The organism is Alkalicella caledoniensis, from assembly GCF_014467015.1.
Classification (GTDB): Bacteria; Bacillota; Proteinivoracia; order Proteinivoracales; family Proteinivoracaceae; genus Alkalicella; species Alkalicella caledoniensis.
On record NZ_CP058559.1, the window covers coordinates 1,538,042 to 1,560,926 of the forward strand.

At 35.9% G+C, this 22,885-nt stretch carries 24 protein-coding genes and 1 riboswitch; of the genes, 9 read left to right on the plus strand and 15 right to left on the minus strand.

Features of this window, described 5'->3' with window-relative positions:
• Window positions 1-36: 36 nt before the first annotated feature.
• Both HYG86_RS07480 and HYG86_RS07485 read right to left on the minus strand, forming a co-directional pair.
• Window positions 37-270 (minus strand): hypothetical protein, encoded by a 234-nt coding sequence (locus HYG86_RS07480; protein WP_213168492.1) that lies wholly within the window; start codon window positions 268-270, stop codon window positions 37-39.
• A 263-nt stretch (window positions 271-533) separates the two neighbouring features.
• Window positions 534-875, minus strand: coding sequence for a hypothetical protein (locus HYG86_RS07485; RefSeq protein ID WP_213168494.1), 342 nt, complete (start codon window positions 873-875; stop codon window positions 534-536).
• A 179-nt stretch (window positions 876-1,054) separates the two neighbouring features.
• Here HYG86_RS07485 and HYG86_RS07490 point away from each other — a divergent pair, with 179 nt between their 5' ends.
• Together HYG86_RS07490 and HYG86_RS07495 are read left to right on the plus strand one after the other, a co-directional pair.
• Window positions 1,055-1,714, plus strand: a complete 660-nt coding sequence (locus HYG86_RS07490) for a diacylglycerol/polyprenol kinase family protein (RefSeq protein ID WP_213168496.1) — start codon at window positions 1,055-1,057, stop codon at window positions 1,712-1,714.
• A 12-nt stretch (window positions 1,715-1,726) separates the two neighbouring features.
• Window positions 1,727-2,536, plus strand: coding sequence for a DUF92 domain-containing protein (locus HYG86_RS07495; protein ID WP_213168498.1), 810 nt, complete (start codon window positions 1,727-1,729; stop codon window positions 2,534-2,536).
• A gap of 57 nt (window positions 2,537-2,593) precedes the next feature.
• On the opposite strand, the gene HYG86_RS07500 is transcribed toward HYG86_RS07495, so the two are convergent.
• The 11 genes from HYG86_RS07500 to HYG86_RS07550 form a co-directional block, all read right to left on the minus strand.
• Window positions 2,594-2,905 (minus strand): PTS sugar transporter subunit IIB, encoded by a 312-nt coding sequence (locus tag HYG86_RS07500; RefSeq protein WP_213168500.1) that lies wholly within the window; start codon window positions 2,903-2,905, stop codon window positions 2,594-2,596.
• Window positions 2,906-2,934: 29 nt separating this feature from the next.
• Window positions 2,935-3,366: a DUF3284 domain-containing protein gene (locus tag HYG86_RS07505; RefSeq protein ID WP_213168502.1), complete on the minus strand. Its 432-nt coding sequence runs from the start codon at window positions 3,364-3,366 to the stop codon at window positions 2,935-2,937.
• A gap of 133 nt (window positions 3,367-3,499) precedes the next feature.
• Window positions 3,500-4,396, minus strand: coding sequence for an ROK family protein (locus HYG86_RS07510; protein WP_213168504.1), 897 nt, complete (start codon window positions 4,394-4,396; stop codon window positions 3,500-3,502).
• Between the two features lie 15 nt (window positions 4,397-4,411).
• A complete protein-coding gene (locus tag HYG86_RS07515) occupies window positions 4,412-5,794 on the minus strand; it encodes a glycoside hydrolase family 1 protein (protein ID WP_213168506.1) in 1,383 nt (460 codons plus the stop codon).
• 71 nt (window positions 5,795-5,865) lie between these two features.
• On the minus strand, window positions 5,866-6,615 hold the full coding sequence (locus tag HYG86_RS07520) for a carbohydrate deacetylase (protein ID WP_213168508.1): 750 nt from the start codon (window positions 6,613-6,615) through the stop codon (window positions 5,866-5,868).
• A gap of 13 nt (window positions 6,616-6,628) precedes the next feature.
• The gene (locus HYG86_RS07525; protein ID WP_213168510.1) at window positions 6,629-6,973 is read right to left on the minus strand and encodes a PTS lactose/cellobiose transporter subunit IIA; all 345 of its coding nucleotides are present in this window, start codon (window positions 6,971-6,973) and stop codon (window positions 6,629-6,631) included.
• 12 nt (window positions 6,974-6,985) lie between these two features.
• Window positions 6,986-8,338 (minus strand): 6-phospho-beta-glucosidase, encoded by a 1,353-nt coding sequence (locus tag HYG86_RS07530; protein ID WP_213168512.1) that lies wholly within the window; start codon window positions 8,336-8,338, stop codon window positions 6,986-6,988.
• A gap of 19 nt (window positions 8,339-8,357) precedes the next feature.
• Window positions 8,358-8,801, minus strand: a complete 444-nt coding sequence (locus tag HYG86_RS07535; RefSeq protein WP_213168514.1) for a DUF3284 domain-containing protein — start codon at window positions 8,799-8,801, stop codon at window positions 8,358-8,360.
• Window positions 8,802-8,874: 73 nt separating this feature from the next.
• Window positions 8,875-10,233 (minus strand): PTS sugar transporter subunit IIC, encoded by a 1,359-nt coding sequence (locus HYG86_RS07540; protein WP_213168516.1) that lies wholly within the window; start codon window positions 10,231-10,233, stop codon window positions 8,875-8,877.
• A gap of 41 nt (window positions 10,234-10,274) precedes the next feature.
• Window positions 10,275-10,577, minus strand: coding sequence for a PTS sugar transporter subunit IIB (locus HYG86_RS07545; protein ID WP_213168518.1), 303 nt, complete (start codon window positions 10,575-10,577; stop codon window positions 10,275-10,277).
• A gap of 220 nt (window positions 10,578-10,797) precedes the next feature.
• A complete protein-coding gene (locus tag HYG86_RS07550; protein ID WP_213168520.1) occupies window positions 10,798-13,509 on the minus strand; it encodes a sigma-54-dependent transcriptional regulator in 2,712 nt (903 codons plus the stop codon).
• 211 nt (window positions 13,510-13,720) lie between these two features.
• Window positions 13,721-13,905, plus strand: a riboswitch (Lysine riboswitch).
• A 103-nt stretch (window positions 13,906-14,008) separates the two neighbouring features.
• Between HYG86_RS07550 and lysA the strand changes: the two genes are divergently transcribed.
• The 6 genes from lysA to HYG86_RS07580 all read left to right on the plus strand — a co-directional run bounded on the left by lysA (window position 14,009) and on the right by HYG86_RS07580 (window position 19,890).
• Window positions 14,009-15,301 (plus strand): diaminopimelate decarboxylase, encoded by a 1,293-nt coding sequence (gene lysA / locus HYG86_RS07555; protein WP_213168522.1) that lies wholly within the window; start codon window positions 14,009-14,011, stop codon window positions 15,299-15,301.
• A 99-nt stretch (window positions 15,302-15,400) separates the two neighbouring features.
• Window positions 15,401-16,039 carry a nucleoside recognition domain-containing protein gene (locus HYG86_RS07560; protein WP_213168524.1) on the plus strand — a complete coding sequence of 213 codons (639 nt, stop codon included), beginning with the start codon at window positions 15,401-15,403 and terminating at the stop codon, window positions 16,037-16,039.
• 13 nt (window positions 16,040-16,052) lie between these two features.
• The gene (locus HYG86_RS07565; RefSeq protein ID WP_213168526.1) at window positions 16,053-16,589 is read left to right on the plus strand and encodes a spore maturation protein; all 537 of its coding nucleotides are present in this window, start codon (window positions 16,053-16,055) and stop codon (window positions 16,587-16,589) included.
• A 131-nt stretch (window positions 16,590-16,720) separates the two neighbouring features.
• Window positions 16,721-17,650 carry a S66 peptidase family protein gene (locus HYG86_RS07570; RefSeq protein WP_213168527.1) on the plus strand — a complete coding sequence of 310 codons (930 nt, stop codon included), beginning with the start codon at window positions 16,721-16,723 and terminating at the stop codon, window positions 17,648-17,650.
• A complete protein-coding gene (locus tag HYG86_RS07575; protein ID WP_213168530.1) occupies window positions 17,650-18,840 on the plus strand; it encodes a M20 metallopeptidase family protein in 1,191 nt (396 codons plus the stop codon). Before HYG86_RS07570 ends, HYG86_RS07575 begins: the two co-directional genes overlap by 1 nt.
• A gap of 438 nt (window positions 18,841-19,278) precedes the next feature.
• Window positions 19,279-19,890, plus strand: coding sequence for a 50S ribosomal protein L25 (locus HYG86_RS07580; protein WP_213168531.1), 612 nt, complete (start codon window positions 19,279-19,281; stop codon window positions 19,888-19,890).
• Between the two features lie 144 nt (window positions 19,891-20,034).
• On the opposite strand, the gene manA is transcribed toward HYG86_RS07580, so the two are convergent.
• A complete protein-coding gene (manA, locus tag HYG86_RS07585) occupies window positions 20,035-20,970 on the minus strand; it encodes a mannose-6-phosphate isomerase, class I (protein WP_246451919.1) in 936 nt (311 codons plus the stop codon).
• Window positions 20,971-20,984: 14 nt separating this feature from the next.
• Complete coding sequence (locus HYG86_RS07590; protein WP_213168533.1) at window positions 20,985-21,971, minus strand: Gfo/Idh/MocA family protein; 987 nt, start codon at window positions 21,969-21,971, stop codon at window positions 20,985-20,987.
• A 167-nt stretch (window positions 21,972-22,138) separates the two neighbouring features.
• On the opposite strand from HYG86_RS07590, the gene HYG86_RS07595 reads away from it, so the two are divergent.
• Window positions 22,139-22,885, plus strand: a complete 747-nt coding sequence (locus tag HYG86_RS07595) for a hypothetical protein (RefSeq protein ID WP_213168536.1) — start codon at window positions 22,139-22,141, stop codon at window positions 22,883-22,885.

Here is a 22,885-nt window from a genome sequence, read left to right on the forward strand (position 1 = left end):
CCATTATTGGATAATTGAAGTCTGACCCCGTAGCATTTAAAGTTCTTTTAGTTTTTGAATGTATCTTTCGGTGTTGAATTCGTTTTTATTTTTGAATACCTCAAACATTTCTTCCATAAACAATATAGTAATCATGGTTTTAGCTTCATTTTCTGGTACACCCCTGTCAATTAATTTTTCTAGGGTTTGTTTTGTATCCACTGGGTCACTATCCCTAAGTTGATTTTCAATTGCCTGTGTGGCTACTTCTAGAATCTTTTCGCTTCTCATATTAGATCTCCTTCTTGATTATTTTTATATTGTCACATTAACATAGTGTAATGCTTAGTGCAAATTCTATGGTAATAGGTATTTTTCCCATGGCAGTGAATGAATATTTTTAGACCCTTAACGAAATATATTATTCTTATAAAAAAAATAAATCCCTGCTTGACTTTGATAGGGATCTATTTTAACACTATATCTATAAAAAGAAAACTTTGCCCAGAAACTTCTCATGGAAAAGATGTCTACCCATGCTGGTCTAGGAGCCGTTAACCTTCCATGTAATTGGGCATGGCTTCGCCCTCTTTATGACTAGCTTTAAACTTATGTAGTCCAAATCTTATCCGCATAGTAAATCCGTAGGCGATCATTAGTATGCCAAATACTAAAAACATGGACATAAAGTCTTTCAATAATATACGTATAAGTGTTAGCACGCTCATTACAATACCCATATACATAACATTTGATCCTATCCACATGGCTACACCTTCACCATCTACATCTTCATATTCTTCTCCTAAATCAAATTCGAAATATATTTTATTGTAAATAAATAGTCCTGCTCCCGCTACCAGTATACTAAAGGTTAGATAAACCAAATTCACCAAAACAAATCCCCTCCTCATAACATAACCTTCAAGTTTATTTTATTCCTCTATGGGTTATTTAAGAACAAATGTCTTAAGAATGATTATTTCCCCTTTTGGTAATTAAATACATATACATCTTCCTAATATTCAAGAAAGTGTTATAATATAGAAGATATATTAACATTGGAGGAGAACTTATGAGCAATTTTTGGGGAATAGCAGTGTCAATAGTTTTTGTTTTGGTAGTTATAGGCACTTCAGAGTTTTTAGGAAAAAAGCAAATTCTAAGTAATGAAGGTACAAGAAAATTCGTACATATCGGTGTGGCAAATTGGTGGTTTATAGCCATGTATTTTTTTGATAACAAATTTTACGCTGCAATAGTTCCAGCAATTTTTGTTATAGTTAACTATATATCTTATAAACAACAGATATTTAAGTCCATAGAGCGGAATAGTGAAGAAAATAGCCTCGGTACTGTCTATTATGCTATTTCTCTGTTGATACTAAGTCTAATTACCTTTAGCGAAGGTTACAGTCCAACCATTGGCTTAGTAGGAATAATGGTTATGGGGTACGGAGACGGATTAGCAGCAGTTATAGGGCAAGCATATGGGAAGCACAAATATACTATTTTTGGGGCAACGAAAAGTATGGAAGGTACCCTAGCAATGTTTTTGTCTTCTTTTATTGTAACACTTTTGATATTACACTTCGGGTCCTTTCCCAATGTGTTCCTTCTCCCTTTTGTCATTGCTATATTTGCCACAGTTATTGAGTCAATATCCTTTGCAGGGTTTGATAATCTGACAGTTCCTCTTCTGACTTCACTTATATATTACCTTCTAGTTTACTAAAGGAGTGACAAAATGATAGAGATTTTTTTAGGTTTATTTGTTAGCCTGGGCATAGCTATTTATGCTTACACGAAAGGGTCATTAAGTAAAAGCGGTTTAGTTTCTGCAGCCATATATGGGGCTTCTCTATATTTTTTCGGAGGTATAATATTTCTTTTAATTATGTTATGCTTTTTTTCCTCTTCAAGCCTACTATCTAAGTATAAGCATGGGGAAAAACAGCCTTTAGAAGTCATCCACGAGAAGGGTGATAGAAGGGATTACACCCAAGTTATAGCCAATGGACTTCCTTCATTTATATTTGCAGGACTTTTCTATGTTACTCAAAATCATGGATTTATCCTGGGATTTGCCACATGCTTGGCTGCAGCCAATGCTGATACATGGGCTTCTGAACTGGGTGTTCTAAGTCAAAATAAACCCGTTTCAATCCTTACAGGTAAGTCAGTGAGTAATGGCATGTCAGGTGGAGTAACCACCCTAGGCACCCTCGCATCTTTTCTAGGTGGATTGTTTATAGCCATAGTATTTATATCATTTTCGTACTTTGCTTACCCAGAGTTATCTAACGAAATATGGATTCTCCTTTTTCTGTGCACCTTTGGTGGTTTCTTAGGTTCCATTATAGATAGTGTTTTAGGTGCCAGCGCCCAAGGAATATATAAAGATATGGAAAATAGGTTCACAGAAAAAAGATATTCATCAAGTGAAGAGAATACTTTGGTACGTGGTTTCAAGGTAATAAATAATAACCTTGTGAACCTACTAAGCGGTACAATTTCTGCAACTCTAGTTGTACTTATTTATTTTCTTGTTATTTAACTTATAGTCACATGCTTACTTCAAGAAAAAAACAGGCTGAGCTTAGCTCAGCCTGTTTTAGTTTATATATGATTTTACTGCTGGAACAACTAAGTCTAATCTCTTAAGTCCGTAATGTTCTGGATGAACTATAAAGAAATCCTTATTTCTTCTTTTCAAATCTTCCTTTACTTGCTTCTCGAAAAGTAAAATTTCTGGAGAAAGTAATACCAAGTCAAAATCTTGAGACTCTATTATTTTTCGATATTCATATATATTGCCAAATGTCCATTCAACTGGTAAGTCAAACTGTTTAGTGTACCTTAATGCCTGTCTTTCAAAAGCTCTACTTTGACCAGTTTTTTTACAAACTACCAAAAATTTCTTCACTTACTTCAGTCCTTTCCCTGTACAGTAAACTATTGCTTTGAGTCAAGTTGCTGCTCTAGACCTAAAATAAGATTCTCGAACCTAGCTTTGATTTTCTTTCTATAAAATATGTTTGCAAGTATTTTATTGATGGCAGTAAAGCCCGTAGGATTATATTGATCTTCAGTGAGTAGCAGTTTAGTTTTATTTTTTTCTATGGGGATAAGCTCATACTTAGAAGTATATACAGTCTTGCCATAAAAAGTTTTAATCTCATACATCATATTTTCCTTGTACCCTGTTATTTCTACCTTAACATCTACCATTTTACCATTGCCTGAGGCTATTTTCTTTTTTGCTGAAGTACCCACTGGTTTTTTCTCGTTGAAACTTTTAAAGTCACTTTTAATACTATCCTTAAAAACTTTAAAAATTTCTTTAGCTGAATAGTCCAAAACCTTCTGATTCTTGTAAACTGACATAAGTAATCAACTCCAACATTCTTTTCTTTATATTATACCGTATTAAATAATTTTTAGGTAGATGTTTCTGAATATTTTATGAAGATAAAGTTCATTTTTTGAACTTTATGCACAAATAAGCACCCCTGGGTGCTTATTTGTGCATGGCTCCATATACTGCTCCAATTATATTTGCATCATTGGAGAACTGGCATTTTTCAACTCTTGGAAATATTTTAGCATATCCAAAATCCTCTACCAACCGATTGAGCCTTTGATTTATCTCATCCACGATATTTTCCCTTGCACTTACTGCTCCACCCATTACAATCATCTCAGGATCATAAATACATTGTAAGTTAAAAATACCCATAGCTAAGTACATATACCATTCATCTATAGCGCTAATACAATCATCATCTTTTTCTTCCGCAAGTTTGAAAACCAACTCCCCATCTAATTCTTTAGAAGGTATTCCTTTCCTCTTTGCAGCACTTCTAACTAAGGCAGCTGTGGACCCCGTATCACTCCAGCTCCTATATTTACCACTTTCAAAATCCTTATCCATAATCATAAAACCAAATTCCCCCCCGTGTAAGTTTTTACCCACATGGAGTTTTCTATCCTTTATCACAGCACCGCCAATGCCTGTTCCGCATACAACAAACAGAACATCCTTACACTCCTTTGCCACACCTCGCCAAACCTCTGCCAATGCAGCACAGTTTGCATCGTTTTCCATAAATACTGGTAGCCCAGTCTTGCCTGTAATAAGTTCCCGTATATTTGGTCCGTGAATGTACGGAACTGCTGATATGCCGCCCACAAATCCAGTTGTATTATTAACTGCCCCAGGCAGACTCATTGCTATACCATCAAACACATATTCATGGCTATATTTGTTTTTAAGTTCACTTACTATATTTACGAAATCTTCGATTTTTGTTCTAGGTGTAGGCATCTTACCTTTTTGTACAATATTCCCACTACCATTAACTATAGCATACTTTAAATTCGTTCCACCTAGGTCAAAAGATAAGTAAAAACTCACTTTAATTTCCCCTTTCTAGAAACCGTTTTTTTCAACCACTTCCTTAATCCAGTACCCAGATTTCTTCACTGTTTTCTTCTGAGTTTGTAAATCTAAAGAGATATACCCATATCTATTTTTATAAGCGTTCATCCATGACCAACAATCAATGGGTGTCCAAAGATGGTATCCAAAACAATTAGACCCTTCAGATATCCCCTTATGTAGCCACTCTAAGTGCTCTTGAATGAATTCAATTCTATAATCGTCTTCGATATAACCCTCTGAGTTAATGAACTTTTCTTCACCTTCTACCCCCATTCCATTTTCGGAAACATACCAAGGTATATTATTATAGTTTTCTTTTAAATTGATTGAAATATCGTATAAAGCTTTAGGATAAATCTCCCAGCCCCTATGGACATTCATTCTTCTGCCGGGCATTTCATAGTTATCAAAATATTTATGGGGCATCCACTCAGTACCATTAAAACCTTCTTCCCTTGCCATAACCCTGCGAGGCTGATAATAATTCACCCCTAAAAAGTCTACTGTGTTTTTCTCAATAATTAACAATTCTTCTTGGGTACAACTCCATAATACATCATCTTTTAGTAGTAAATCTACTATCTCAGCAGGAAATTTCCCCTTTACTGCTGGGTCTAAGAATAATCTATTAAAAAACAAATCAGCTATATCCCCAGCCTTTTTATCTTCATTACTATCTGACCTAGGATAAGAAGGTGTAAGGTTAACAACTATTCCTATTTTGCCATCTTCACTGTATCCACCATCTTTAAAAACTTGCACTGCTTTTGCAGAAGCAAGGTTGATATTAAAGGCAACTTGAACGGCCTTTCTACCATCCACTATTTTAGGATAATGAAATTGGTATAGGTACTGGCCTTCCACCACAACTATAGGTTCATTGAATGTCACCCAGTGTTTTACTCTATCTGCAAATAGCTCAAATGCCTTACTGGCGAATATGGCAAATAAATCAACAACATGTTTAGATTCCCAACCTCCATATTTATCATAAAGCTCAACTGGTAAATCAAAGTGGTGTAGTGCCATGACAGGTGTTATATTATTTTTTATGCATTGATCAATAACCCCATTATAAAATCTAACAGCATCTTCATCAACTTCTCCTGTTTCAAAATCTTTTATCAGTCTGCTCCACTGAATGGATGTTCTAAAAGAGTTTAAGCCAATACTTTTTATCATCTCAATATCTTCTCTGTATGAGTGGTAAAAACTCGACGTAATATCTGGCCCTACTTTATTATGAAAAACCTCTGGTTCTATTTCATACCAGTAGTCGAAAACATTCTTATGGGGTTTATTAAAAGTACCCTCTGCCTGTGGACCGGATGTGGCAGCCCCCCACCAAAATCCCTGTGGAAACTTCAACATATAAACTCCTCCTGTTCTGAATTCACAAATTAAAAATTCATCATAGTTAAAGGATGGTGTTTCCACCATCCTTATATATCTCTGAAATTTATTAACTCAACCCCATTACCCCTTAGAAATTCCTTAACGGTTTCAGATGTAAGGATATTAAATTCTTCTTTCCTCCATGTGTTGTATGAACTAATACTCATTAGTTCTTCATCTACATATGCAGGATGGCACATTAACTCTACAGTCTTTATATCTCTTTTATTTAAAACTAGGGACTTAAAAATATCTTCCTGAACATTGTCTTGATAGAAATCCAGTATGATACCTTCTGTTGTTCTAACCCCTTTCCTTTCATAGATATGATTTAGCTTAGGGTCTAAACACCTCACAGGCAGGTTATATTCGGCTGCTAAATCAAGTATTGCATCTAAAAAAACTTGATGAAATGAAAAGAAATGATGATGACCATCTAAATGAGTGGGCTTAGGGTTAAACTCTAAAAATTTCTCTATCTGGGCCTTTAACTCTTTTCTTACTTCATCATAGTCAAGCTCTTTAAGATTAGCTACACTCTTATGAAAAAAACCTTTGTCATTAACTAAATTAGGAATTTCTTGGGGTGGCAGCACAGGTTTACCTATGGTCATTGCTAAGTGTATGCCTATTGAATCAAGTCCCCTCTTTTTAGCCTCACTCATACCCTCCTCAAAAAAACTACTATTTACTAGGGCAGTGGTACTTGTGACAATTCCCTTTTCCATGGAATCTAATATCCCGAGGGAAACACCTCGTGTTAAGCCGAAATCATCAGCGTTAATTATAATCTTCATATGCTCAGCTCCTTTAGAATGTTTTAGCAAGTGCATCTTCATACTTACTCATTCTTACGTACATTTCTATAAACTCTTTAGCCAAATCCTTCATCAACGATGCATCCATAAAGTGATCTTGAGCATGAATCAATAAAACAGATATACTGTTTTCTCCACCATTTGCTTCCCTTTGAATTAATTGAAATTGAGATCCATGGGCAGCTGTTAATTCTTCTTCTGCGTTTTCCACGCTTATACTGGCCTCATCAAACTTACCCATTTTTGCCTCCTGAATTGCTTTGAATGATAGGGATTTGGCATTGCCTGCAGCTAATATTAGTTGAAAAGCTATTTGTTGATAATCTATTGCTTCCATTTTGTATTCCTCCTATTTGCTCCTTATTAACTCTTTTGTTTTAGTGAAAAAATTAGGTAAATACTGGGCGTTTGCAAGGAGCATCTCTTCTAGCATTTCCACCCCTTTTATATCGTTTGATACCAGAGGATTTGTAACCATTGCAAGTAAAGCTTTTTGATAACTTCCAGTAACTGCAGCTTCAGCTCCCAAGATTTCAAATTGTTTTATTTGGTGAATTATTCCCCTAATCTTTAAAGGTAGTTCATCTACAAATTTATGTGGTATAGGACCATTCTTTGTGATTTTACATGTTGTTTCTATTACGTACTCATAAGGGAAATCTTTAATTGTGCCTTGATTAATGGTATTTACAACTTGAAGGTCACCTTTATCATTATAAATGGAGGAAATTAAATTACAAGCTGCGTCTGAGTAGTATGCTCCCCCTCGTTTTTCTAGTTGTTTCGGCTTATCCTTTAAGCTAGGATCTTTATACAATTCAAATAACTCTTTCTCTGTTTCAATTACCTCTTCTGCCCTTGTTTTTCCCTTTTCATATTTTACAAGCTCATCTTCTAACATATTCCGTGTTTTGTAATAGTATTTATGATATGGGCATGGTATCAATCCTAGGGCTTTAATAAAGTTTACTTCCCACTCCATGGGAGTTATATTTTGCATGTTAATGCTTTCCGATTTTTCTATATATCTATTCATAACTTCATCAGTTTTATTTTCATCGTCAATCCAAACATTAAATCCATAAACCATATGGTTTAAACCCAAAAAATCTATTCTTAATCTTTCTGGGTCAATTTCCAATATATTTGCTAACCCTTTTTCCATTCCTATGGGTACATTACATAAACCAATTATTCTTTTATGTTTTGAGTATCTCACCAATGCTTCAGTTAACATACCCGTTGGATTAGTGAAGTTAACAAGCCAGGCATCTGGACATATTTCATGCATTTCTTCTGCAATCTCTAAAATTACTGGAACAGTTCGCAAACCTTTCAATAGACCTCCTGCTCCATTTGTTTCTTGCCCCATGAATCCATGGGATAATGGTATCCTTTCGTCTTTTGCCCTCGCTTCTAAAAGGCCTACCCTTATTTGCGTGGCAACAAAGTCTGCACCTTTTAATGCTTCACGTCTATTAAAAGTAGTATAAATTTTTATTGATACACCTGCCTGCTCTACCATCCTTTTGGCAAGTTCTCCTACAATACTAAGCTTTTCTCTTCCTTTTTCTATGTCTACTAGCCAAAGCTCTCTAACAGGTAGTTCACTTTTTCTTTTTATGAGTCCCTCAACAAATTCAGGGGTGTAAGATGAACCACCGCCTATAATGACAATCTTTAATCCTTGGGTTTCTTGCATAGTTTCTCCACCCCTCTCATTATGTGCTGCAATTTGAATTTTTCTCTATCTGATCTTGTAAACCCTTTATTAAAAACTTAAATCTTTTTTTCACTCTGCCTTTAAAGAATATTGCACCGATCATTGTGTTTAAGAAATTAACTGCTCCTTCATTATACTGATTTTCTTCCAAAATAAGTTTGCTTGAATTTTCTCCAGTGGAAATAAACTGATATTTGGATTTGTACAAAGTTTTCCCCTGATAGCTAGAGATTTCATAGATCTCATTATTTTTAAAATCAGTAATCTCCACCTTCATTTTTGCTTGTTTTACTGAGTAAGCGCCAATATTTCTCTCGACATAAGTTCCGATTGGGTCTTGCTCATCAAAGTTTGGGAAATCTCTCTTTGCAGTTTCCTTAAAAACCCTAAAAACTTGTTCCACTGGGTAGTTCATTACAGCTTCATTTTTAAATGTAGACATATAACACCCCCCCTATTACAATTTATTTAAAAGTAAGGTAGGAAGGATCTTCCCACCTTACTTTTTTGTATTATTAAATAGTTAAGTTCTGTGATGCAACTTGCTGTTCTTGACTACTTACCTGCTTGTTGGCAACTATAACGAATGGAGCGTAGATTAGTATTGATAATGCGAATGTAACAGCTGCCAAGATTGTAGCTTGTATGTTACCACCTGAGGCAAGGAACGCTGAGATTACAGGTGGTGTAGTCCAAGGAGCGTTCATGTACAGTCTTCCAGCAAATGGGATAGGGCCTGTGAACAACCATGCTAAGAATATTGTTATAGCTGGTGTGATTATAAAAGGAATGAACATTAGAGGATTTAATACTATGGGCAAACCGTAAATAACAGGTTCGTTTATCTGGAATACTCCTGAAGGAGTGGCAAGTTTAGCCAGCTCTTTGTATTCTTGTCGTTTTGAGAATAGATATATAGCTATTATTAACCCTAGGGTTGCACCGGAACCGCCATGCATGCCATAAACATCTACAAAGTTTCTAGTTAAAACATGTGGTGCTGTTTCTCCCATCGCAGTAACAGCTTCAAAGTTAGCTTGAAGAGCTGGTCCGTACATTGTGTCTACTACAGGTCCAACAATATTCATACCGTGAAGTCCGAAGAACCATAGTAATTGAGAAATCATCAGCAGGAAGATTAGTGTAATTGGAGATTGCCCTAAATTAACTAGAGGGGATTGAATTGTTTGGTCAATAAAGTCTTTTAGAGGTGTACCAACGAAGTCAATGAAGATAATTGAAATGATACCAAAAATTAACATTGTAACTCCACCTGGGATAATAGCAGAAAATGCTCTGGAAACCGCTGGTGGAACCTGCTCTGGCATTTTGATAACCCAGCCTTTTTTAGTAATCCTTCTGAATATCTCTGTTGCTACCATTGCAGTAATTAAACCAGTAAATACTGCAGATGAGTTAAATGATGTCCAAGATAATGTACCCCATCCAGCAGCTTCAGAAGCAGCTTGAGGTAAAAGGGTAAGGTAACAAACTGTAGCTACGATACCTGATGAAAGCCCATCTACTTCATAAGCTTGCCCTAAATGATAGGAAATTGTAAACACTGAGAAGATAACCCCAAGTGCCAATGTTCCCCACCATATCTGACCCATTACTGGTATAATATAGGTGTTTAGGAAAGGTTGTATCCCACTGGCATACCAACCCATTTTGTTTAGTTGCTCACCTATCAAAGACGCATCTTGAAAAAATACGTGGTTAAGCATCGTAACAACTGCACCCATCATAACCATAGGTAATATTGCTATAAATCCGTCTCTCATTGATGCAAGGTGTTTTTGTCTACCTATTTTCCCTGCTATAGGTAAAAGGTGTTTTTCTAGCCATGCTGCAAGACTATCTAAGAAACCCATAAAAATATCCCTCCTCAAATTTGCGAATCATTCTTCCGTCACTATTGACCTAAAAGCTTTAATACCTGATTTAGTACACTTGCTCCATCAACTCTTCCATAAGCCATAGTGTCAATAACGTCTACAGGTTTACCATTTGCGAGGTCAGTTACCTCTGCTTTCATAAACCTTACCTGGGGTCCTAACAGGATAACATCAGGTTTACTCATTTCCTTTTTGAATCCGGCAGTTCCCACAGCCCAGATCTCAAAATCTAGTCCTCTAGCCTCAGCTTCCTTTTGCATCTTTGAAACCAGTAGAGATGTGGACATACCAGCTGAACATATTAGCATAACCTTTTTCATCTACTCACCTCCTCAAATTCAGTTTGAGAGTTAATACTTTATCCTGTATGAGTTATTAAAAAGCAATTTCCATGCCATGTTTACAAACCCCTTAACCACAGGCTTAAAATCACTTTTTCACAACTTAATTACACACACATTATGTTATTTTAAGTTTATTTTTTTATATTGATTCACAGATTCCTCGGAAAGATACACACATCCACAGCAAGTTACACACTTATTCATATATTTGCAACACATTTCTCAAAATAAATGATACCTCATCATCATCTATAGATATTCCTTTCTTTCCAGCTAGTTCATTCATATATTCTTTTAACTTGTTTGCTTCTTCCCCATATTCTGACATGATCTTATCCTTCACTTCACAGGGAGGGCATTTTTCCCCTAAACTGATCCTTTTTATTGCACATATCATATGGAGGACTATACCAGTGCCAACTCCTTCAGATATATGAAATCCTAGATTTTTCTTAAGGAACTCTATTGTAGAAATACATATCTCTTTATAAAACTCAGCATCTATGGTAGAATCTAACTCTTTTTTATAGTTTTCAACGATCCAACCATAGGCTTTAATTGAATCATTCTCTAAAATATTTTTTAGGGATTTTCCATCTTTATCCTCAAAAATGTCTGAAACAGGAACGTAAGGAATCCCATATATATCAGGGTTAAATGTGCCTACTATTGCCACAATCCTCTTAATCTCTTTAAGTTTATTGACAGATGCGTAAAACTCTTTTAAATTATTTACATTTAGTGGGATTATCTGAACCTCTTCATTTTGTATATACTTCTTTTTTTCTAGCATTTCTTTAATGGCAACAGCACTACCTTCCCCTGTTGTGCAAACAGTGATAATAATTTTCTCCTTTTGTGCTACATATACTTCAGTCATCTTTTTAAGTGAAGAGTTGAAGAAGTTAGATATACTTTCATTGACAGACTCCCATATTTTATTTATATCTGACTCAATTAAAGATTTTCTTGCGCATTCGATTGCTGTTATAGTAGATACCATTTCAATTACTTTTACCTTAATGCCAGTCTGTTCTTCAATTAGTTTACCGAACATCTTCAATGAACCCATGTCTACTAAGAGAAGCACCCCTACCCCTCTATGATTTTTTACAACCATCTCTTTTAATTCTTCATATGCTGTTTGGGGGTTTTTATCTAAATGCATATCATATGCATAAATGTTGTAGCCTCCCACAAGCTTTTGAGCCACTTCAACCATTGAAGAAGCTGTATTTCTACCGTGCATTGCTACAACTACAATAGGATGCTTTGCCTCATCTATTATTGGGTCTTTTCCCAGTGTTAAGAACATAGAAATAAAACCTATTTCGTCTACAGGTAGTTTTATTGCAAATTGTTTTTCAATCTTAGTTGCAAAGTTCAGTGCAAGAATATACTCATCCTTATAGTCCTCAATAACTTTCTTTAGGTTATGGTTAATGATTTTCTTACCAGCCCTTAATCTTTCAATACTGGAAGTTATATGAAGACACAATCCATAGAATGTTTTATTTGGGAAAACTCTATTAAGCTTTGTCCCAGCAAAATAGATAAACTCCTCTACGAGGTCCATGGTTTCTTTTTCCACAAGTTTAGAAAGCTCTTCTTTATTTATGTTACCTTGAGATTTGTCGATCAGTTCCTTAAAATAGCTTTCTATCTCAAAGGACATCAGTACATTTATATCTTCTTCTTCCACCCCTCGTTGTTTCAATTCTTGTACCCTATCCTCTAAATTTTCGTAAAAAAGCCCTTCGAAAAGACTTTGTGCTCCCTCGTACTTCTTCTCTATGCCATCTGAGCTAAAGGATAGTCTTTCATTGCCATCCACTATGGTATCTATGTATTCCTTATTGTTTTTGTATAATATTAACCCTTGCTTTACATGGCTGGCAAAATCAGTACTGTGTAATGATATCTCTTTTTGCTTTTTTGATATGCTCTTTAAAAATACATTGGCACACCCTAATTGGATATCGCTTTTTAGTTGACCTACATTACCTGTACAATTATATAATAAAAGACTTCTCAACGAGTTTGGAGAAACAACTATTTCCCTACCAATTCTTGATGATTCAACCTTTATGAATTCGCATATAAGCCCATACCTTTCTTCAAGGGTTCTTTCCCTAAGTGGTGGAATTGTAATACTTATAGGTATTCTCCTTGTAAATGTAGATAGTAGACTAGTATCTGCTTCTTCAGTTGTTGCGCAGATAATTAAAACATTACTTTTTTTGGTTTGATCTTCTCCTAAAGGAGTAAATTCCCCTTTATCCATCAAGTAAAATAGCATTTCCTGGCCTTCTGGAGGGAGCCTATGCACTTCATCTAACAGCAGTACGCCATTATTAGCTTTTTCCACTAGGCCAACCCTATCTTTGTCTGACCCAGTATAGGATCCCTTTTTTGAACCAAACAATTGAGCCATCAGTAGCTGTGGTAGGCTTGCGTAATCAGCACAGTTAAATGTAATAAAGGGAGCATTTGGCTGAAGTATTCCATTTTCTATGGCAAACCTGTGCATAAGCTCAGCAAACAAAGTTTTTCCCACACCTGTTTCTCCCAGCAACAGTGAATAGAGGCCCCTTGGAGGATACAAAATGGATGCTTTTGCCTGTTGGATACATTTCTTAAGACTTTTATCAGCTCCAATTGTATTATCGAAACCTCCTCGTTTGTTTTCTTGGGTATTATTTTTATTAAGAGTGTATAGTACTGGTTTACCTTTTATTTTTATGACCAAGCCTTCTTCGTATAGTTGATTTAACAGCTTACTTACATTCGCCCTATCTATCTCTATGTCCGTGGCTATGCTGTTTGTATCTATTCCTATTCCAACATTTCTATCATTGAACTTCTCCAGGTACCTAAGTACTTTATCTCTATTTGTAAGCTTTTTCAATTAGTTCACCTCCATTTTTTGTGCTTCATTTATTTTACATTTTAACACATATCTATGTAGTTCAGAATATTAATTAAATATATTTTATTACACACATTAACAGATAATGGTTCCTAGACAAACCACGCCAATTTTTATTTCCTATTGACAATAATTCTTTATTACGCTAAACTGATACTTACAAAATTGAATATTACCTCACTTCTTAAGATGGTGAGGTAGAGGCGCGGTAATTATTAGTATGTAGTTGAGCTAGGAGTAGCAAAGATTCTACAGAAAGGATTTACCGCCGAAGTGGTCACATGACTCCCCATGTTTCTGCTGGGTCTACAGTTAAGAGCTGTAGGACTGTCACAATAAGCTATCCCAAGTTTGTTGTGTTGCGCTATCTCATGTAAGGGAAAGAAGGGGACTTAGTTATGTAGCAATTTATTGCGACCTGAGTTTCTCAGGTCGTTTTTTTGTTTTAAACTATATTTTTGAAGGAGTTGTTTTTCAGATGACTAACCCATCTAATTTTCACTTTGCAGGTTGTGATACTGTAGAACTAGCTAAACAGTTTGGTACGCCTTTATATGTTGTATCTGAAGACATCATAAATGTTAAGTGCCAGCAGATACGTGAACTTTTTTTAAATAAATACCCTAACACCAAAGTTGCATATGCCAGTAAAGCATTTTTAACCCTAGCTATGTGTAAAATTATAGATCGAGAAGGCTTAGGTCTTGATGTGGTTTCAGGTGGTGAATTATACACAGCCATTAATGCTGATTTTCCCATGGAAAAAGTTATGTTTCATGGAAACAATAAGTCATATGAAGAACTGGTACTAGCCGTAGATAACAATGTTGGCAGGATCATTGTGGATAATTTTTTTGAGTTAGATATGCTAGCTTCAATTGCCAAAGATAGAGATAAAATAGTTAGTATTTTATTTAGAGTAGCTCCTGGAATTGGCGGAAAAACCCATGAATACATCAGTACTGGTCAAACGGATTCTAAATTTGGCATCTGTCTTGAGGGAAACATGGTTCAAATGGCTGTAAAGCAGGCAGTTGCCTCACCAAACATTGATTTAAAAGGATTCCACTTCCATGTAGGCTCGCAGCTTTTTGATATTCATGGCTACCTGTCATCAATCCAAGTAGTGTTAAGAATAATGAGAGAGCTAAAAAGCACTTTGGGTTTTGTGGCAGAAGAGTTAAATATAGGTGGAGGTTTTGGTATCAACTACACAGATGGTGATGAAGAAACTAAACCACTATCCTTTTTCGTAGATCCTATTATGGCAAACATTAAGACTGGTTGCGAAATAGTAGGTATAGATATGCCAACTATCATAATAGAGCCTGGTAGATGGGTTGTGGGTGAAGCTGGAATCACTTTATATACAGTTGGAGCCATAAAAGAAATCCCTGAAGTTAGGACATATGCAAGTATCGACGGGGGGTTCCCCGATAACCCAAGACCTGCTTTATATAAGTCAAAGTACCATGGCATATTAGCCAACAAAGCTGATAAAGTGGCTGATAAAACTGTCACCATTGCAGGAAAATGTTGTGAAACAGGAGACATCTTAATATGGGATCTTCAAGTCCCACAAATAGAATCTGGTGATACATTGGCTGTTCTTAAAACAGGGGCTTACAATTATTCCATGGCTAGTAATTATAACCGTTTGCCTAGACCAGCTGTTGTGCTACTAAGCGGCGGAAAACCACAAGTGATTGTTGAAAGAGAATGTTATCAAGATCTCATAGCTAGAGAGATTATACCCAGTAGCTTAAGATAGTAAATTTTGGATAGGAAGTGTTGATTTAAAAGAAAGGAGGTTTAATGTTTCTATCAGCTTCTAATCATCTTATATATACTAACTAAGGAGGAAAAATACATGATAAATTATGTTTGGTTTGGACTTATAGCCATTGGAGTTATAGTTGGAGCATTAACTGGGAATATTGAAGCAGTGACAGACGCTGCTATTAGTAACGCAAGAACAGGTGTTGATTTATCTTTAGGACTTATAGGTACTATGGCTTTATGGTTAGGAATTATGAAAATCGCAGAGGACTCTGGTCTTATAAAGTCCTTAGCTAAAGCCCTTCGTTTTATAATGGTACCCCTCTTTCCTGATGTCCCAGCAGATCATCCAGCAATGGGAGCTATGATTATGAATATGTCTGCAAACATGCTAGGTCTTGGAAATGCAGCTACCCCCCTTGGACTTAAAGCAATGACTGAACTTCAAAAGCTTAATCCTAACAAAGATACTGCTACAAACGCCATGGCTACTTTTTTGGCCATTAACACATCGTCAGTAACACTTATTCCTGCATCAGTTATCGCTATTAGGGTAGCAGCAAATTCTGCAAATGCTACAGAAATCATAGGGCCAACAATTGTTGCTACATTGGCTTCAACTATTGCTGCAATTATTGCAGTTAAGCTTCTTCAAAGGTTGCCTATGTTTCAGATTAAACCTGAAAGTGTAGTAGAAGTTACGTCAGATCAGGCGAGCTTAAACGAATAGGAGGGGATTTCTAATGTTTACAGAAATAATTCAAAAAATATCTTTATACGCAATCCCATTTATAATTCTTGTAATCCCAGCTTATGGTTTTGTAAGAAAAGTTAAAGTATATGAGTCATTTACAGATGGTGCAAAGGATGGTTTTAACACAGCAGTTAGAATTATTCCCTTTTTAGTAGCTATGCTAGTTGCAATTGGTGTTTTTAGAGCTTCAGGAGCAATGGACATTGTTACAAATGCTTTAAGCCCTATTACTAACTTAATCAATATGCCAGCGGAAGTACTTCCTTTGGCTATAATGAGACCTTTATCAGGTGGTGGTGCCCAAGGTGTAATGAGTGAATTAGTAACAAACCACGGTGCAGATTCTATAATTGGCCGTACAGCTTCTATTATGCAAGGCTCGACTGAAACAACTTTTTATGTTTTAGCAGTATACTTTGGAGCTGTTTCAATCAAGAAAACTAGACATGCTCTACCAGCAGGACTTATAGCTGACTTTGTAGGTATTATTACAGCAGTATTAGTAGCGAACTTAATGTTCAGATAGTGAAGTTAAAAGGGCTAAGTAACTTTAGCCCTTTTTTCGTTTATTACTACTATTTATGGTATTAGTCGATTATAATAATAAAAAGCAATCAACTATCTAATAATCATTTGTAAAAGGAGATGTATTATACAATGATAAAACCTAAAAAACTAGAATATGGAAACACAATAGGAGTAGTAGCAACATCTAGCCCAGCTGATCGAGAAAAGGTACTTCGAGCTAAGGGTGAATTAGAAAGACTGAGTTTTAAAGTAAAACTCATGCCCAGTTGCTTTGAAGTTCATGGTTACTTATCAGGTAGTGACCAACTAAGAGCTGACGATTTAAACTCACTTTTTGCAGATAAAGATGTGGATGGAATTATTTGTTTACGGGGTGGCTATGGTTCAACAAAAATTCTAGGCAAGGTGGATTTTGATTTAATAAAAGCTAATCCTAAAGTTTTTGTGGGATATAGTGATATAACTGCACTACATATATCTATGAATCAGTTTTCTAACCTTGTTACATTCCATGGCCCTATGCTAGCTGCAGATATGCCCACGGGATTAGACGAATTTTCTAAGACAGAGTTACTAAGGGCAATTACAGATCCAAGCCCCATGGGACCTATAAATAATCCTGTGGGGATAAAGATTCATACCCTAGTGGGAGGAAAAGCAACTGGTATCATCGCAGGTGGTAATTTAGCATTGATCGCAGCCACCATGGGTACACCTTATGAAATTGATACAAAGGACAAATTGCTATTTTTGGAAGAGATAGGGGAAGAGCCTTACCGCGTGGATCGAATGCTTACACAGCTAGCTTTGGCGGGTAAGTTTGATGATGCAGCTGGCATAATACTTGGAGATTGGAATAACTGCGAAGCCAGCAAACATAAAGTTAGTCTAACACTTATGGAAGTTTTTCGCGAAATAATTGTACCCTTTAATAAGCCAACAATCTTTGACCTAAAAGCGGGTCACTGCAACCCGAAAGTTACTTTGCCATTTGGTGTTAAAGCTACTTTATATGCCGATGCCGGACAGTTAACTATTGAGGAGGGTGCTACATTATAATGAAAAGTAATGAGTTATGGGGGAAAGTTAATGATTTAAAGGATTGGTTAATAGGTCTACGTAGAGACTTTCATCGATATCCCGAATTTGGTATGGAAGAATTTCGTACCATGGGAAAAATCACACATTATCTTGATCAAATGGGTATTGAATATGAAAAGGGTATTGCAACAACAGGGGTCGTAGGAATTATAAGGGGCTCTAAGCCTGGCAAAACCGTTGCTTTAAGGGCTGATATGGATGCTCTTCCCCTTGAAGAACTAAGTGACGTACCCTATAAGTCTAAGTCACCTGGTAAAATGCATGCCTGTGGCCATGATGCACATATGACGGTCTTACTGGGAGCAGCAAAAATACTTACTGAGATGAGAGATCAGCTTTCTGGCAATGTAAAGTTGCTCTTTCAGCCTGCTGAAGAAACAGTTGGTGGAGCAAAACCTATGATAGAAGCAGGTGTTATGGAAAATCCAAAGGTAGATGGTGTATTTGGACTGCATGTATCCTCAGAAATCCCAGTTGGTGAAATAAAGGTGCGGTATGGTCAAATGAACGCATCCTCTGACACTATAAAAATTGTGCTACATGGGAAAAGTAGCCATGGAGCTTATCCCCATGGTGGTATAGATGCTATTATGATGTCATCCCATGTTTTATCGGCTCTGCAGACAGTTGTCAGTAGAAATGTTGATCCCAGAAATTCTGCAGTAATAACCCTAGGTACCATAAATGGTGGAACTCAAGGGAATATTATAGCTGACAAAGTAGAATTAGTAGGAACCGTAAGGACCTTAGACCCAGTTACACGGGATTTTGTATTGAACAGAATCGAGAGGATAATTACTGATGTCTCCAGCTCTTTAGGTGGTAGTGGTAAATTAATTCGCAGTGAGGGTTATGCAGCATTAATCAATCATGTTAGTATGGTTGATATCGCTAAAACAAGCGGAGAAGAACTTTTAGGTCCTGAAAACGTAAGTCTACTAACAAAGCCTAGCTTAGGCGTAGAGGATTTTTCTTACTTTGCCCAAGCAGCCCCTGCAGCTTTCTTTAACCTAGGTTGTAGAAATGAAAGTAAGGGTATTGTTCATGAGGCACACTATGGCTTATTTGATATCGATGAAGATTGCTTAGTAATAGGTACAGCCCTTCAGGTTAAGAATGTCTTAAGTTTTTTAGAGACAAATTCTTAGCCACTGATCCACTTGATCTTAATGATCTTAATGATCTTAATGATCTTAAGACAACAGCAAATTCAAAGGCTTAGCCACTGATTTGCACGGATTTTCACAGATTTATAAAAACCTAAGTATTTTTTAAATACTTAGGTTTTTTGTGTTGTGTTTTTATCCTCTAAGCTTTATTTTGCAGGATGAGCTAATATATCAAAGTCTCACTCAGTAATTATGCGAAACCATGCAAATGTTTAACCACAGGGGGATTTTGCCATGAAAATGCCTGTATTTACTCACTTATCCCATTTTTCAGATAAGTCTTTATGTGCTATAATTATTAGTAACAATTCTTAATTTCCCTTTTGTTTTGGACAATCTATCAAAATATGAATTGTTTTAGGAAATGAATAGTATATATAAATATATAACGCTAAAAGCGAAGGAGGAGGAGTTACAATGGGGCAAGTAACATTAAATGCTGAAGTTAGAAAAACTAGGGGTAAATTAAGGGATCCCAGGTTTATTCAAGGTGTTGTTTATGGTCATAATGTTGAAAGTACTGCTGTGAAATTTGAGGAAAAGGATATTCGTCAAGCTATTTCAACTAGTGGACCAAATGCAAAGGTATGGATTAGTCAAGGTAATGAAGGAAAGAAATTCGGCTTCATAAAAGAAATCCAACGACACATAACAAAAGACCAAATCATACATGTTGATGTTCAGTTAGTTGGAAAAGATCAAGAAATAAACATCCAGATCCCTATTATTTTTAAAGGACATGAACAATTAGGTTCTAAGGGGCTAAGACTTCAGATAAACAAGTCAGAAGTTGACGCATTGGGCAAAATGCTTGATATGCCAGATGTACTTGAAATAGATGTGTCGGACAAGGAGTTAAACGATACTATAACCATAAATCACTTTAATCTACCTGATGATATTAAAATAAATGACGCTACCGATGAGCCATATGCTTCCATCGTTCATCTTGAAAGAATAACAGACGATGATTTAGAGTCTGAAAACATTGATGAAATGCCCGAACCTGCAGTTATCGGTGAAGAGTAAAAATTTAGCCAGGTCATGCTTATCCTAATGGATGAGCTAACCTGGCTTTTTCCTAGTGTTAATTTATACTGCTTCTTTCCCTTACTTATTGTGAGTAATTGTGGAAGAAATATTTTTTACTTGAAATATCCAAAGGGTAGGCTATTACACATGGGAGATTATAAGTTCTAGATCTCCTTCAATAACATAGTCACCATATTCATGGGGGATTATAAAATGGTCACCTTTTTCAATCTTATTTACATCAAGATAACCACTGCCACTTAAAACACTTACGATTTTAAATTTCCCAGTGTTACATATCTTTTGTTTACCGCTAGTTTTTATCCTATAGACAGAAAAGTACTGTTCTTGTACCAGAGACTCTAATACGCCTTGTTCTAAATGAGAAACCACTTTATTTAAAGGATAGTCCTCATGGGGGGCATTTGCAACATCTAATGTTTTGCTAATATGCAGCTTCCTTAACTTCCCATCTTCTAAACGATTATAGTCATACACCCTGTATGTTAAATCACTGGATTGTTGAGTCTCTAGAATCATAGTACCTTTTCCAATGGCATGGATTGTACCTGCAGGTATATAAAAAAAATCCCCTGGCTTAATGGGCACTTTTCTAAGAAGTTTATCCCAAAGCCCCTTTTCAATCATTTCCTGCATTTCTTCTTTGTCCTTAGCGTAATGACCTAGCACTAGTTCTGCTCCCAGTTCACAGTCTACTATATACCAGCATTCTGTTTTACCAAGATTACCATCTTCATACTTATAGGCATAATTATCATCAGGATGTACTTGTACACTTAAGTCATCCTTGGCATCGATAAGCTTAGTTAAAAGAGGGAACCTCTTTCCTGGAAGATCCCCGAAAATGACTTTTTCATTTTCCCAAAGCCAACTTAGGGTCTTCCCTTTATATTTATTATTTAATATGGGACAATCTCCATTGGGGTGGGCACTAACCGCCCAACATTCCCCAGTTTTATGGCTCTGAAGCTGGTAGCCAAAGTAATCACTTAATTTGCTCCCTCCCCAAAGTTTCTCATGGAATATCTTTTCTAAAAATATAATTTCTTTAATCAAATCCACCCTCCTAACTATTTGCTATCTGCAGGGAAAATAATTCCTGACAGTCTTCTTACTTCATCTAATACTCCCATAACTTGCAAGGCTAATTCGTGTGTATTAACCCCAGATTCTATTTTGCCACTTTTTATGGTTCTAATAAATTCATCAACTTCATAGAACATGGCATCTTCACTCTTATCTTTAGCAATATTTTCTGTACTACCGTCTTTATAATGCACCATCACACTACCTGGCCTAGAAATCTTATCAATAACTATACTCCCTGCTTCTCCTTGAATTTCGCTAGAAACATATGAGTTAGTAATTTTCCCGTGAATTATAATTGCATCCATATCCTCGTAATGCATTGTTATGCTACCAGCACCATCCACACCAGACTCAAGGATAGTTGCACTGGCAGTTATAGATTCTGGAACCCCAAACAATGCCACAAGTGGGTAAATACAATACACCCCTATATCCATTAGTGAACCATTAGAAAACTTAGGATTAAAGGCATTGGGATTTTTACCTGCTTTATATAAATCATATCTTGATGAGTATTGGCAGTAGCTACTGAAATACCTTCTCACCTTACCTGCCTTGTCTAAATTCTCCTGTATGGCCTTAAAATTAGGCAAGCAAGTAGACTTCATAGCTTCCATAAGTAACACATTATTTTGAGTGGCACTACTGATCATTTTTTTCAATTCAGTTGTATTTGATGCTATGGGCTTCTCACATAGTACATGTTTCTTGTTATTTAGAAATAGTATCGACTGCTCAGCATGAAAAGAATTTGGAGTAGCTATATATACAGCATCTATTACATCACTTTTAGCCATCTCCTCCAAATCAGTAAACACATGGGTAGCTTTATGTTTAAGTGCAAATTCCCTAGCTTTTTCATCTGTCCTTGAATATACAGCTTCTAATTTAAAATCCCCATGTAAATTTGCGCAACGTAAAAACTCTTCAGTAATCCAGTTGGTTCCAATAATCCCAAATCTAATCATTGTTATCCCTCCTACTTCTACTTTAATGCTTTATTATATTATCAACTTTTTAGCAAGTTTTGTAAATACTGTACTCCAAATAGGAGGAATTCTTATTGTATTGTTGAATTGGTATTATATAAATATACTAACTATTAAGATTTTAGAATTTTTGAGGGGTGAGGGTATTGGGTAGCTTCTTTGCTTTCTTTAGAAACGAAATTGTTCGACGTTTTTTGCGTTATTTGTCCTTTGGGGGCATTTGTGTAGGTGGTTACTTTATTTTCTTCACAAGGAACTACAACTTGTATTGGACATACTACTTATTTGGATTTTCATTATTAATATTCTTTAACACTCTACCAAAGAAAAATAAATTAGATGCTGATTCAACTCCTTTTAGGGGAAAATCTAAAATTGGTAGCATTATCTTAATGATTCTCAACACGCTTTTGTTTTTATACCAATACAATCAGAATCTTTCTCCACACACCTTAGATCAGAACCAGTATGATTTTTTTACAAGAAAAGCTGAGTACTCTATTACTGAGGAGAATCCCCCATCTAGATTCGAAAATATGGAGCAAAGTTTAGCTAGAATAAGAAAGACTAAGTACCATGAAATGCAAGAGGATTTCGCAGAGTTGTTCCTTGACGATTTATCTGATTTTCAGGGAAAGAGTTTGAATTTTTTTGATTATCTTAATGAAGAAAGAATAAGGCTTCGAGAGGGCGAACCAGTGGAACTATATTTTCCCATTAGGTCTGTAGATGACATTAGGCTAGGACCTTTAAAAGTTAGAATCTATCCTAATAAGTATATTTCTACTCATCTAATGATTCCAAAGGCAAGATTTAGAGTTTATGAAGTTGAGTACTCTGAAGAAACCAAGGAGCATTTTCTTGACATTTATAACAGAGTCAGGTCAGAGTAA